This window comes from Nonomuraea antimicrobica, from assembly GCF_039536965.1.
Taxonomy (GTDB): Bacteria; Actinomycetota; Actinomycetes; order Streptosporangiales; family Streptosporangiaceae; genus Nonomuraea; species Nonomuraea antimicrobica.
In genome coordinates, this window is record NZ_BAAAZP010000067.1 from 144661 (window position 1) to 157277 (window position 12617).

The 12617-nt window shown below is 68.9% G+C and carries 12 protein-coding genes; 7 read left to right on the plus strand and 5 right to left on the minus strand.

Annotated elements, in window-relative coordinates; all coding sequences use genetic code 11:
* Nucleotides 1–48: 48 nt before the first annotated feature.
* Together ABD844_RS17415 and ABD844_RS17420 are read right to left on the minus strand one after the other, a co-directional pair.
* Nucleotides 49–477, minus strand: coding sequence for a hypothetical protein (locus tag ABD844_RS17415; RefSeq protein ID WP_344878128.1), 429 nt, complete (start codon nt 475–477; stop codon nt 49–51).
* A 13-nt stretch (nt 478–490) separates the two neighbouring features.
* Nucleotides 491–721: a hypothetical protein gene (locus tag ABD844_RS17420; protein WP_344878130.1), complete on the minus strand. Its 231-nt coding sequence runs from the start codon at nt 719–721 to the stop codon at nt 491–493.
* A gap of 181 nt (nt 722–902) precedes the next feature.
* On the opposite strand from ABD844_RS17420, the gene ABD844_RS17425 reads away from it, so the two are divergent.
* Nucleotides 903–1361: a hypothetical protein gene (locus ABD844_RS17425; RefSeq protein WP_344878132.1), complete on the plus strand. Its 459-nt coding sequence runs from the start codon at nt 903–905 to the stop codon at nt 1359–1361.
* Here ABD844_RS17425 and ABD844_RS17430 read toward each other — a convergent pair.
* Entirely contained in the window at nt 1304–1882 is a 579-nt protein-coding gene (locus tag ABD844_RS17430) for an EF-hand domain-containing protein (RefSeq protein WP_344878134.1), read from the minus strand. The genes ABD844_RS17425 and ABD844_RS17430 overlap by 58 nt on opposite strands.
* 516 nt (nt 1883–2398) lie before the next feature.
* Between ABD844_RS17430 and ABD844_RS17435 the strand changes: the two genes are divergently transcribed.
* On the plus strand, nt 2399–3364 hold the full coding sequence (locus tag ABD844_RS17435; RefSeq protein WP_344878136.1) for a tyrosine-type recombinase/integrase: 966 nt from the start codon (nt 2399–2401) through the stop codon (nt 3362–3364).
* Nucleotides 3365–3379: 15 nt separating this feature from the next.
* Here the strand turns inward: ABD844_RS17435 and ABD844_RS17440 are convergent, their stop codons facing one another.
* The gene (locus ABD844_RS17440; RefSeq protein WP_344878138.1) at nt 3380–5692 is read right to left on the minus strand and encodes a molybdopterin-dependent oxidoreductase; all 2313 of its coding nucleotides are present in this window, start codon (nt 5690–5692) and stop codon (nt 3380–3382) included.
* A 737-nt stretch (nt 5693–6429) separates the two neighbouring features.
* On the opposite strand from ABD844_RS17440, the gene ABD844_RS17445 reads away from it, so the two are divergent.
* Genes ABD844_RS17445 through ABD844_RS17465 form a run of 5 tightly spaced genes read left to right on the plus strand, consistent with a single transcriptional unit; the run spans nt 6430 to nt 11654 of the window.
* Nucleotides 6430–7500, plus strand: a complete 1071-nt coding sequence (locus ABD844_RS17445) for an NAD(P)-dependent alcohol dehydrogenase (protein WP_344878140.1) — start codon at nt 6430–6432, stop codon at nt 7498–7500.
* 10 nt (nt 7501–7510) lie between these two features.
* Nucleotides 7511–8917, plus strand: a complete 1407-nt coding sequence (locus ABD844_RS17450) for an aldehyde dehydrogenase family protein (protein WP_344878142.1) — start codon at nt 7511–7513, stop codon at nt 8915–8917.
* Between the two features lie 9 nt (nt 8918–8926).
* Complete coding sequence (locus ABD844_RS17455) at nt 8927–10198, plus strand: cytochrome P450 (RefSeq protein WP_344878144.1); 1272 nt, start codon at nt 8927–8929, stop codon at nt 10196–10198.
* Nucleotides 10199–10200: 2 nt separating this feature from the next.
* On the plus strand, nt 10201–10428 hold the full coding sequence (locus ABD844_RS17460) for a ferredoxin (RefSeq protein WP_344878146.1): 228 nt from the start codon (nt 10201–10203) through the stop codon (nt 10426–10428).
* On the plus strand, nt 10425–11654 hold the full coding sequence (locus ABD844_RS17465; protein ID WP_344878148.1) for an NAD(P)/FAD-dependent oxidoreductase: 1230 nt from the start codon (nt 10425–10427) through the stop codon (nt 11652–11654). The genes ABD844_RS17460 and ABD844_RS17465 overlap by 4 nt, the downstream gene beginning before the upstream one ends.
* Nucleotides 11655–11725: 71 nt before the next feature.
* Here the strand turns inward: ABD844_RS17465 and ABD844_RS17470 are convergent, their stop codons facing one another.
* Complete coding sequence (locus tag ABD844_RS17470) at nt 11726–12373, minus strand: TetR/AcrR family transcriptional regulator (protein ID WP_344878150.1); 648 nt, start codon at nt 12371–12373, stop codon at nt 11726–11728.
* Nucleotides 12374–12617 lie beyond the last annotated feature (244 nt).

The window sequence follows — 12617 nt, forward strand, 5'->3', positions numbered from 1 at the left end:
GGGCCTGTTCGCTTCGTGGGTTCAGCGCATGGATGTCGCGAGGGAGTGTCAGCGGAGGGCGGCTTCGAGCGCGTCCGGCAGGGCAGTGTCGGTGATGACCAGTTCGTCGCCCAGGTTGAGGATGCGCGCCTCTCCGTGATCGAGTTTTAGTCGGAGGCCGATCTCCGTCTCGATCCGGTGGTCGATGATGCTGTGAACGGCTCGGATCGACTGGCCGATGAATCGGCTCATCAGGAGATCAACTGGGGCGGGACCGACGATGACCTGGCCGTACTCGTCCATGTCGTAGGAGTCGTGTGGTTGATCGAGCGTCAGCTCGAGCGAGGCGTCGGGGGCGGTGTGGACGCGGACCGGGCCGAGATCACTCATGTGCAACCACATGTGCACCAGTGAGGCCTGGTCGTCGCTGGGGTGGGTGTGCCAGGACACCGTCACCTGGAGCAGGCTTCGGCTGACAAACTCATCCGCGGAGATCACGACGCCTATGGTGTCAGGCTGGTTCGGGCGTTTCCGCAGCGGTCTGCAGGAGGTGACGGGCGGCGTTGGCATGGCGGATGGGTGTCTTGTCGTCGATGCCGAACACGCCGGCCAGATGCAGGGGATCAGGGCTGCGGGTCAGAGCCTCTTCGAGTTGGCGGTCGATGCGAAGGCGCTCCAGAGTGGCGGTCAGGCCCCGGACGGCGTTGGTGCCCCAGAGCTTGCCGACCGGGGAGGTCTCCATCGCGGTGTGCTGGGTGAGCAGCGGGTGTGGGTTGGCGGTGTTCGGCCAGTGGCTGCGCCGGTAGTTCAGCCAAGCGAGGAGCGCTTGACGGGCGGCAGAAGCGCATGAGCGAGCGCAGTGCCACGATGGTGTTCTCCCGTTTGGCGCCCTGCAGGGTGTCCGTGATGGTCACGATGTCGTCGTGGGTGACCTCGCGAAGGTGATCGTAGATGCCTGGCCAGTCGAGCAGGACGGGCTGGAGTTCGGTGAGGTAGCTCCAGACGGTCTGAATGCTGCGCGCTCGCTGGCGAGGCCCACCGTGCAGCAGGTGGGCCCATGCCTCAACGTCGGCGGCGATGCCGGAAGCGATGCCGCTCAGCTTGCCGCCAGCGGTCGAAGGCGGGGATGCGGTCATCATCGAGCAGGCCGATTCGCCGACTGGCTCATGTTTGGTGGCAAGCTCATCGGTCACAACGACCCCGACTATCACGAGAAGATCATCAAGTTCGACGAGTTGCCGGCCAACTGTGTCATCTATTCGACCTCCCGCCCCGTGCTCCTGGAACACGGCCCTGACGCCCTCGCCCGCACGGCAAGGGGCCGTCAGTCCGCGATTCTGCCGAACAGGTGGTTGGCGGGGGCGTCCGGGTCGTTGCCGTAGAAAAACTCCGCGAGCCCCTGGTGGAACTCGGCGCGATCCAGCGTGCCTGAGCCGTCCAGGTCCAGGGCTGTGAAAACCTCGGCGCAGTGCCCGAAGGAGATGTTGCCGGCCAGGCCGAAGATCTGCTGGAACTCCTCCTGGTCGATCTTGTCGTTGCCATCGAGATCGATGAGGTCGAAATAGCAGTCGGCCACCAGTTGGATCTGCTGCGGGTACAGGCCGGGGTCAGTCAGGGCCCGCCGGAACCCTTCGGTCATCTGTCGCAGGTCGATCTTCCCGTCGCCGTCCTGATCCATCGGGGCGATCACGTGAGTCCAGAACGCGTCCAGCTCCTGGGTGAGGCGATGGGCGGTCGGGGACTGTGACGCGGCACGAGCGGCGATGTAGCGCTCGGCCATCAGCAGGACGTCCTGCCGGGTGATGACCCCGTCGCCGTCGACGTCGGCGCCCCTGAACCACTGGCGGTACTTGCGATCTTGAAGAGTGGTCATGTCTGCGTGAGCTGCGAACGAGTCCGACATGGTGTGGTTCCTTCCTGTTTGAGGCCCATCACTGAGCCGCATCCGAAAGAAATGCAGTTACGTTCCGCGAGACGTCGTATGGGTGAGGGCGCGGTGACCGGCGACACGGATTCACGGCATGATGTACGCCTCCTCCAGGAGACGGTCCCGTTGCAGGGCGTCCGGGGCCAGAGCTGTGACCAGGACGGCGGACCGGCCAGGGCGTCAGTACGGCCCGGCCGGTCATCAGACGTCCCTGTTCATGCGGAGTCGGATGCAACCTTTGCCACCTCGCCTTCGCCGTTTCGCGGGGATCGAATGATCACCGCCAGGCGGCTAGCCGACAGTAAGGGTAGAGATACTCGGTGTGATATAGCGTGGTGGTGAGGCATGAGTAACCTGCGACACAGAATCTCGATTACCTGTCACACGCGCATCGTGCGAGGCGCGCCCGCCCAGCTCCACGGCCGCCGACGGAAGGACGACTCGCTAACGTCATATGTCACAGTGCCCGCGGCGAAGCAGAGGAGGAGCCCGGTGCCCGTCGTGACCTTCCCTGGCCGGCCCGCCGACCCCGCGCACCCGACAACCGGCGTGACGACGGAGGAGGCGGTCGAGCGCTTCCTGGCCTCCCTGACCACCGCCACCACCCGCTCCGGCTACGCCGACACCCTCACTCGCCTGACCACCGTCACCGGCCCGGGCCACCCCGTCGTGGAGTTGACTCCCGAGCAGTACGCGACGGTGATGGAGCGCTGGCATCTCGCCGCGGCCGCCACCTGGAACCGGCACCTGTCCGCCCTGGTCTCCTTCACCACCTGGGCCCAGCGCCAGGACCTCCTGGCCACCAACCCGGCCCGCCGCCTGAGCCGGCGCAAGACCGCCCACCGCGGCGACCGAGCCATCCCCCTCGTCCGGCTGGAGAAACTGTTCATCGACGGCCGCCACCCGGTGCGGGAACGACTCCTGTGGCGTCTCCTGTACGAAACGGCCGCCCGAGCCGAAGAGATCTTGTCCCTCGACGTCGATGACCTCGACACCGAGTCCCGCCGCGCCCGCGTCCGCTCCAAGGGCGGCGCCATCGAATACGTGCACTGGGCCACCGCCACCGCCCGGCTGCTGCCGCGCCTGCTGAACGGCCGCACCACTGGGCCGGTCTTCCTCGCCGACCGGCGCGCTCCCGTCTCCGGGCCACGCGCGCCTGCGGCCGCCGACATCTGCCCGGTCACCGGCCGCGGCCGGCTGTCCTATCCGCGCGCCGAGTACCTCTTCAAGACCGCTTCCGCCGAGCTCGACCCGCACGGCCAGGGCTGGACGCTGCACCAACTGCGCCACAGCGCGCTCCAACATCTGGCCCAGGCCGGGCGCACCGCGCCGGAGTTGCAGGCCAAGAGCCGCCACCAGCACCTGGCCAGTCTCGGCCGCTACGTTCGCCTGGGCGAGGAGACCTCCGCCCGTATCACCGCCGAACACGATCCGGCAGCGCGCCGACGCTCCCGCTGACGGCCTCCTCCAGTCTCAATGCTCGAGGCTTGGGGGTGAAAAGGCGAGCACCTCGGGAAGAGGGCTGTCGTAGCGCTCAACGTCGACCAGCGCACTGAGAGCACTCGGTCCTTGGGACAGACGCGAGCACGGCCGATCTGCGGTGAGAACGTTCGGATTGCCGTGGCGGTCCAACGTTCCGGTCAGGCCTGGCTGGACCGGATCCCACCACGCCCCCGTGGACAGTTGCACGATGCCCGGCATGACGTCGTCCGACAGGACCGCGCCCGCGAGACAGCTACCTCGATCGTTGTAGACGCGCACGATCATGCCGCTCTCGATGCCGCGCGACGCAGCGTCCAACGGATTCATCGTCACGGGCTCACGACCACCGATCTTCGAACTGAGACTGCGGCCACCGTTGTCGTACTGACTGTGCAAGCGTGAGGCCGGCTGATTCGAGATCAGATGCAGCGGGAATCGGTCCGACAGATCGGCACGAAGCCACTCCACTGGTTCGAACCACTTCGGATGCCCGGCGCAGTCGTCGTAGCCGAACGAGTCGATCTCCTCGGAGAAGATCTCGATCCGGCCCGACGGCGTCAGCAGGGGGAAACGCTGCGGATCTGAGCGGAGGTCCTCGAAACTGCCGGGGAACGGTCCGGTCGCCGCCGGCAGCTCAGCGGTGGAGCTGCGCCAGAAGTCGTCGAAGCTCGGCAACGCGGCATCGCCGCCGAGCTTGGCCCTCGTCTGCTCGTAAAGGTGTCGGACCCACTCGATCTCGGAGCGCGACTCCGTGAACTCCCGCTCGTACCCGAGCCGGGAGGCCAAGGCGGCGAAGATGTGGTGATCGGTGCGCGACTCGCCCGCCGGCTCGCGGACCTTCGGCATCGCGACGATGTGGGGGTCCGAAAATCCGGCGGCGAAGTCGTCGCGCTCCAGGCTGGTGGCGACGGGCAGCACGATGTCCGCGAACTTGGCCGTGGTGTTCCACCAGGCTTCGTGAACCACCACCGTGTCAGGGGTCTGCCAGGCGCGCGCCAACCGGTGGAGATCTTGGTGGTGGTGGAACGGGTTCCCTCCACACCAGTAGATCAGGCGAAGCTCGGGCAACGTGAGGCGCCGGCCGTCGTAGTCGATGGTCTTGCCCGGGTGCAGCAGGGCATCGGCGATCCTTGCCACTGGGATGAAATCCGGAACAGGGTTGGAAACCTCGGGTATCGTCCCCACGAAGGGGCGATCTGGGGCAACGCCTGTCGCGTCCATCGTCGCGTACCCTGCGCCCCAGCCGCAGCCGGGCCGACCCATCGAGCCCGCCATGGCGGCCAGTACGACAGACATCCAGATCGGTTGTTCACCATGGTCTGCCCGTTGCACCGCGTAGTTGACCATGATGAGAGAACGCTGGGTGGTGAGGCGGCCGGCGAGGTCGGTGATCGCGTCGCGGCTGATTCCCGTGATCTTCGCTGCCCAGGCAGCATCCTTCGGGATGCCATCGAGCTCGCCGACCAGGTAGGAGGTGAAGCGATCGAACCCGACGCAGCACCGGCGAAGGAAGTCCTCATCGTGCCACCCGTTGACCAGCATCGTGTGTGCGATGCCGAGCATCGCGGCGGTGTCGGTGTTGGGGATGACGGGCAACCATTCGGCGTCGAGGAAGCCGGCGGTATCGCTGCGGATGGGGCTGATGTTCACGAACCGCACCCCAGCCTCACGGCACTGGCGTTGCAGGTTCTGCGTCTGGTGCCTGGCCAGCCCACCAGGGTTGATCTGGCTGTTCTTGAGGGCAAGCCCTCCAAACGCCACCACAAGCTCACAGTTCTCGGCTATCTCACCCCACATCGGCATCCGGGACTGGTAGCTCCACGGATGGCCGCCGATCACATGAGGGAGGATGACCTCCAACGCCGCGGTGCTGTAGGTGTTGCGAGAGTCGGTGTATCCCCCTCCCAGCGCCAGGAACCGGTGGAGCTGACCCTGCGCGTGGTGGAACCTGCCCGCACTCGCCCAGCCGTAGGACCCGCCGAACACCGCGCTGTCTCCGTGCTGTGAACGAACTCGACGGAGTTCATCGCTCACCAGCGCGATCGCATCGTCCCAGCTCACCTCCACGAAGGCGTCCGTACCTCTGGCCGTGTCGTGGGCGCGCGGCTCGCCGTTCAGCCAGCCCTTGCGCACCGCGGGGCGCAAGACGCGAGCGCTGTCGTCGGCGGCTGTCACCATTCCGGGGCCGATCGGCGATGGCACGGGGTCATCGTGCCTCGGCTCGATTCGCACCAGGTGGCCGGAATCGACTACGGCGATATAACTACCCCAGTGCGTCGCAACCGACATGCGTCGTTCCGCCATGCATCAACTCCGACTCTGAAGTTTCCGCCTGATATTGGACAGCGGTTGCTAACGTCATACCCCGGGCACTACAAAGTGACCGTTGCCGTAGAGAAGCGGATGGGCTACGGGACCCCAGAGCGGAAAACGCCAACGTCCCGGCGAACACCCTCGCAATCAGAGGCGACATCCCCTGAAGAGGCCGCGAGCGACCAGGTCAAGAGCAGCAGCTCCTCGCGGGTGGTCAATTCGGCGACGGGGCGGCCGTGGGCGAGCAGGGAGCGTCGACGCGATTGTGATCGCCCACCGCTCCGGGCAGGAACGGTGTCCCCCCAGTCGTCCAGGCACCCGGCCGCCCGCCATACCTTCATCACATCGAGACCCAGGCGGCCCTCCGCGCGAACTGGCTCAGCGCTGAGCAGTCACTCTGTCGTCCCACGGCCCGTTTCTGCCATATTCCGGTGCCACCCCTGATGGACACGCCCGTGCTGCCGGGCGGCCGGGGACCATGCGATCGCTCCAGACGTTGCCGGTCACACGCTCTTCCACTTTTGCGACGGCATGTCCTATAGTTTGGGACGTGACGTCGCAAAAACGCGATCAGGAAGGACCCGACGCCGTCGGGCAGCCCTGGGAGTCGGGCGAGCACACCTGGACTGCGTCCGCACCGCTTCGAGTTCTGCGGCGATTTCCCGCGCTCGGCGGTCGGCAAGCTGTCGCGCCGTCAGTTGCGCGAGGAGTACGGAAGGTATTCGTCCATGAGAATTCAGGCAGCGGTCCTGCGTGATCCCGCCAAGCCCTTCGCCGTCGAGGACGTCGACCTGCACGACCCCGGGCCCGGCGAGGCCCTGGTCCGGGTGGTCGCGGCGGGCATGTGCCACACCGACGTCGTCCTGCGCGTGCTCCCGCGGCTCGCGATGCCGATGATCTTCGGGCATGAGGGCTCGGGCGTGGTCGAGGCGGTCGGTCCCGGGGTGAGCCGGGTCAGGCCGGGCGATCACGTGGTGATGAGTTTCGACTCGTGTGGCTGGTGCGCCCAGTGCCAGACGGGCGCGCCGGCGTACTGCGCGGAGTTCATGGCCCGCAACCTGTCCGGTTCACGCGTGGACGGCACCAGCGGAGCCACCGATCTGACCGGAGCCCCGGTCGCCGCCCGCTGGTTCGCGCAGTCGTCCTTCGCCACGCACGCCGTGGCCACCGAACGCAACCTGGTTGTGGTGGACCCGTCGCTCCCACTCGACCTGCTCGGCCCGCTGGGGTGCGGCTTCCAGACAGGCGCGGGCGCCATGCTCAACTCCCTGTCCGTACGGCCGGGCGACGGCGTCGCCGTGTTCGGCGCGGGAGCCGTGGGCCTCGCGGCGGTGATGGCCGCCAAGGTCGCGGGGGCCGCCGACATCGTCGCGATGGACCTGCACCCCGCCCGCCGCGACCTGGCCGCGGAACTCGGCGCCACCCGCGTGCTGGACGGCGCCGATCCTGAGCTGGCCGCCGCGATCGGGCAGGTCGACCACTCCTTCGACACCACGGGGGTGACCTCGGTGATGACGACGGCCGTACGCGTCCTGCGGACGGGAGGGACCTGCGGCCTGGTCGGCGCGGGCGGCGGCGAGCTGACGTTACGGCCGGACATCCTGGCCGGCCGCAACGTGCGCTACATCCTCGAAGGCGACGCCGTGCCCCAGCAGTTCATCCCCCGGCTGATCGAGCTGTGGCGGCAGGGCCGCTTCCCGTTCGAGCGGCTGATCCGCACCTACCCGCTCGACGACGTCAACGCGGCCGAACGCGACTCCGCCGAAGGCGTCACCGTCAAACCCGTCCTCCTTCCGTAAAAGGGGAGCCATGTACCAGATGACCATCGGCGGCTCGCCGGTCCCGGGCGCGGGCACGTTCGAGGTGATCGACCCCGCGACGGGCGAACCCTTCGCCCAAGCCCCCGACTGCACGCCCGACCAGCTCGACCAGGCCATGAACGCCGCGGCGGCGGCCTGGCGGACCTGGCGGCGCGACGATGACGCCCGCCGCGAGGCCCTGCGCAGGGCCGCGGACGCGATCGAGGCGGCCGCCGACCGGCTGGCCCCGATCCTCACCGCCGAGCAGGGCAAACCCCTCAAGGACGCCCGCAACGAACTCGCCGGCGCGGTCGTCTGGCTGCGCTACTACGCCGATCTGGAGCTGCCGCGCGAGATCGTCCAGGACGACGCCCGGGGCTACGCCGAGATCGTCCGGCGCCCGCTCGGCGTCGTGGCCGCCATCACGCCGTGGAACTTCCCGATCACGCTGGCCATGTGGAAGATCGCGCCCGCGCTGCGGGCGGGCAACACGGTCGTGGTCAAGCCGTCGCCGTACACGCCGCTCACCACGCTCGCCGTGGGGGAGCTGCTCCAGCAGGCGCTGCCGCCCGGCGTGCTGAACGTGGTCAGCGGGCGCGACCCGCTCGGCGCCCGCATGACCGCCCACCCCGTGCCCAGGAAGATCAGCTTCACCGGCTCGACGGCCACCGGCAGACGCGTCGCCGCCGCCGCGGCGGACGACCTCAAGCGCCTCACCCTGGAGCTGGGCGGCAACGACCCGGCCGTCATCCTCGACGACGCCGATCCCGAGCAGATCGCCGACCGGCTGTTCTGGGGCGCGTTCGGCAACAACGGCCAGATCTGCCTGGCCGTCAAACGGGTCTACGCGCCCGAACGCCTCCACGACGACCTCGTCGAGGCGCTGGCCGTACGGGCCAGGTCGGTCAGGGTGGACGCGGGAACCGCCGAGGGCGCGCAACTCGGCCCGCTCAACAACCGGCCCCAGTTCGATCGGGTGGCCGGCCTGGTGGCCGACGCCCTGCGCGACGGCGCGGTCGCCGCCGCCGGCGGCGCGCCCATCGACCGGCCCGGCTACTTCTACCAGCCCACCATCCTCGCCGGCCTCGGCGACGGCACCCGGATCGTGGACGAGGAGCAGTTCGGCCCCGCCCTGCCCGTCATCGCCTACCGGGACCTGGACGACGCCGTCGAGCGGGCCAACGCCGGCGACTACGGGCTGACCGCGTCGGTGTGGTCGCCTGACCTGGACCGGGCCGCGCAGGTCGCGGCCGAACTGGAGGCGGGCCAGGTCTCGGTCAACGTCCACGGCCTCGGCGTACGACCCGACCTGCCGTTCGGCGGCCACAAGCAGAGCGGCCTCGGCGTCGAGAACGGCCCCTGGGGCCTGTACGGCTTCACCGACCTCCAGGTCCTCACCCGACCCGCCAAACCCTGAGGAGCACACATGAGTCTGCCGATCCATACCAACGACCATCCCTTCACCACGGACCAGGACATCTCCAGCACCGCGTTCTGGCGGCAGACCTTCCGCGAACGGGACGAGACCTTCGCCTGGCTACGCGCCAACGCGCCCGTGAGCTGGCACCCGCCGCTACGCGACGAGCGCACTCCCGACGCGTTCGGCCAGCGCGGCTTCTGGGCCGTCACCCGCTCGGCCGACATCCGCGACGTGAGCCTGGACAACACCACCTACAGCTCCGCGCTCGGCGGCACCACCTTCCGCCCTTCGGCGCGCGGCAGCGGCCTCAACGGCAGCTTCCTCGAGATGGACCCACCCGACCACACCCGCTACCGCAAGATCTTCAGCGCGGCCTTCACCCCCAAGGCGGTCTCACGGCTGCAGCAGCAGATCCGCGACCGGGCCCAGCGGATCGTCGAGCGCGTCATCGGCGCCGGGGACATCGACTTCGTCACCGAAGTGGCGGCCAAACTGCCCATGATGACCGTGGCCGACCTGATCGGCATCCCGGAGAGCCAGGTGGAGGCGTTCACGCGCGCCGGAGACAACCTCGTCAGCATGGGCCACACCGACGTCATGCCGGACGGGACGACACTGGAGGAGTTCGCCATAGAGCAGGTCACCGTGCTCGCCGGCCTGGGACTCGAACTCATCGAGCACCGCCGCGCCCACCCGGCCGACGACCTGGCCACCGCGATCGCCGAAACCAGATTCGACGGGCGTCCCCTGACCGTCGAGGAGATCGCCTCGATCATGGCGCTGCTGAGCGTGGCCGGCAACGACACCACCAAGCAGACCACCTCCTGGACCGCCCTCGCGCTGGCCCAGCACCCGGACCAGAAGGCATGGCTCACCGAGGACCTGGACGGCAGGATCGGCCCGGCCATCGAGGAGTTCGTCCGCTACGCCTCGCCGGTCATCGAGTTCGCCCGCACCGCCACGACCGACACCGAACTCGCAGGACAGCAGATCACCGCAGGCGACAAGGTCGTCCTGTTCTACTGCTCCGGCAACAGGGACGAGTCGGTGTTCGACGACCCGTACGCCTTCGACGTGCGCAGGCCGTCCATGCGGCACGTCGGGTTCGGCGGCGGAGGCGTGCACTTCTGCCTCGGCAACCACATCGCCAAGGCCCAGCTCCGCGCCCTGTACACCGAGATCCTCACCAAACTGCCCGGACTGGAGGTCACCGGCGAGCCGGAGTACCTGACCAGCGAATTCATCAACGGCATCCGACACCTGCCCGTGCGAGTGTGAACGTGAAACGCATCCAAGTGGACCGGACCCGCTGCACCGGAATCGGCGTCTGCGAGTCGGTCGCCCCCGACGTGTTCGAGGTCGACGACGACGGCACGCTCGTGCTCAGCTCCGAGCTGGTCGAGCACGACCTCGACACCGTCGCCGAGGCCGTACGGTCGTGCCCCGCCTTGGCCCTGACCCTGGTGGACGCGGACGGGAACCTGGCGGAAGACGCGGCGGGGCGATGACCGGGCCATCCCGGGGCACGACGGGCTTCGTGGTGGTCGGCGCGGCCCTCGCGGGCCTGCGCGCCGTCGAGGCCGCGCGAGCGGCCGGCTACGCGGGGCCGATCACCCTGATCGGCGCGGAGACCCACCTGCCGTACGACCGGCCGCCACTGTCCAAGGCGTTCCTGACCACGCCGGACGCGGACCCGGTCCACTACCGGGACGCGGACGCGCTCCGCGCGTTGGAGGTGGACCTGCGCCTGGGCAGCCCGGCGGTCCGGCTCGACCCGGTACGCCGGACCGTGCTGGCCGGCGGCCGGGAGACACCGTATGACCGGCTGCTGATCGCCACCGGCGCCGAGCCCCGCCGCCTCGCCCACCTGCCGCGGACGGCCGGGGTCCTGACCCTGCGCACCGTGGACGACGCCCGCGCGCTGCGCACGGCCATCCGGCCGGGACTGCGGCTCGTGATCGTCGGCGCGGGGTTCATCGGCTCGGAGATCGCCTCGTCGGCCCGTGCGCTCGGCGCCGAGGCGGTGATCGTGGATGCGGCGGAGATCCCGCTCGTCAGAGCGGTGGGGGAGGTGGTGGGCCAGGCCCTGGCCGGCCTGCACGGCAGGCACGGGACCCGGCTCGTCCGCGGCACCGGCGTGGCGGCCCTGCTCGGCGGCGACCGCGTGACGGGCGTGCGGCTCGGCACCGGCGAAACGCTCGCGGCCGACCTGGTGCTCGTCGGGGTGGGCGCCGCACCGGCCACCGGCTGGCTGGCGGGCTCGGGCATCGCCCTGCACCCGTCCGACGGGGGAGTGCTCTGCGACGAGCACCTGGCGACCTCCCTGCCCGGCGTCTATGCCGCGGGCGACGTCGCGCGCTGGCCGAACCGGCTGCTCGGCGAGACCATGCGCCTGGAGAACTGGACCAATGCCGCGGATCAGGCCGCCGTCGCGGCGGTCAACGCGTTGTTCCCCGAGCGGGCCCGTCCCTACGAGACGGTGCCGTACTTCTGGAGCGACTGGTACGGCCGACGCATCCAGTTCGTCGGCTCGCCCGCGGCCGACGACGTCGCGTTCGTGTCAGGAGGCCCGGACGAGGACCGGTTCGTCGCGCTCTACCGCCGGGGTGACCGCCTGATCGGCGCCGCGACCCTCGACGAGCCACGCAAGATCATGAAGTACCGGCGGTTCATCGCGGGCCGGGGCGCCTGGGACCGCGCGGCGGACGCCTTGGCCGGCCGCCTGCCCAGATAGCGCCGCACCGCTCGGGCCGCACCACGCGGATCAAGACGCCCTGCGAGTGCCCCGCGGTCGCCTCCGCCGTCCTAACGGCCGCTTCCCGTGTCCTCGTGGTCGTTTCCATCACGCTCTGACCGGAGCGCGTTGAGCAGGAAGTGTGTGACGACCCCGGCCGTGGCGCCCGCCGACTCGGGGTCGCTCACCACGCGATGCAGCGCCGGCTGCATGACGCCCACCATCAGCTCGAAGGTCAGCTCCACATCGTCCACCGGCCCGAACTCTCCCGCGTCGATGCCTTCCACGATGATCCGCATCACGTGCGTCTGCACGGCCTCGAACGGCGCGGCGAGTTTGGCCCGTTCATCGGCCGGCATCGCCGTGGACACGTCGTGCAGCAGCAGCAGACGCCGCGTTCCGCCGGCGAAGGAGACCAGCAGCAGCCTGACGACCTCGCCCAGGCGCGTCGCGGCGAACAGCGTGCGGTCGTCGGCGATGCGCCCGATCTCCTCGCTCAGCGAGCGGCCCGACCGTTCGAACGTCGCGACAAGCAGCCCCGCCTTGTCATCGACGTAGTTGTAGATGGTGTTCCTCGCCATGCCGGCGCGGGCGGCCACGTCCGACAGTGAGATCGCCTCGTAGTCGCGCTCGTCCAGCAGCGAGTCGAAGGAGTCGAGCAGCGCGTTCCAGGTCAGGGCGCGGTGTGCGGCCAGATTGCCAGCGCGGATCTTCGGCATGTCTCACGTTCTCGCTGCAGGGAAGGACGATCCGGGTTTCGCGACACTGTATCGCAAAGCTTTACGACGTAGCGTCGCAACAATGATCGAGGTGATCGAGATGAATGGCGGGAAACGAGTACCCATGGTGGCTCGTGTTTCGCAGGCATGGGTGATCATGTGTCGGCTGCGGCACAGGCTGCGTGGACGGCGTGGGCTTCTTTGGGTGTGGCTTGGTCGGGAGCTTGGGGTCGAAAACGTTCGG

Coding starts and splice junctions, on each gene's coding strand:
- ABD844_RS17420 (WP_344878130.1), bottom strand. CDS start 721: ATGGAGACCTCCCCGGTCGGCAAGCTCTGGGGCACCAACGCCGTCCGG.
- ABD844_RS17430 (WP_344878134.1), bottom strand. CDS start 1,882: ATGTCGGACTCGTTCGCAGCTCACGCAGACATGACCACTCTTCAAGAT.
- ABD844_RS17440 (WP_344878138.1), bottom strand. CDS start 5,692: ATGGCGGAACGACGCATGTCGGTTGCGACGCACTGGGGTAGTTATATC.
- ABD844_RS17470 (WP_344878150.1), bottom strand. CDS start 12,373: ATGCCGAAGATCCGCGCTGGCAATCTGGCCGCACACCGCGCCCTGACC.
- ABD844_RS17450 (WP_344878142.1), top strand. CDS start 7,511: ATGTACCAGATGACCATCGGCGGCTCGCCGGTCCCGGGCGCGGGCACG.
- ABD844_RS17445 (WP_344878140.1), top strand. CDS start 6,430: ATGAGAATTCAGGCAGCGGTCCTGCGTGATCCCGCCAAGCCCTTCGCC.
- ABD844_RS17465 (WP_344878148.1), top strand. CDS start 10,425: ATGACCGGGCCATCCCGGGGCACGACGGGCTTCGTGGTGGTCGGCGCG.
- ABD844_RS17455 (WP_344878144.1), top strand. CDS start 8,927: ATGAGTCTGCCGATCCATACCAACGACCATCCCTTCACCACGGACCAG.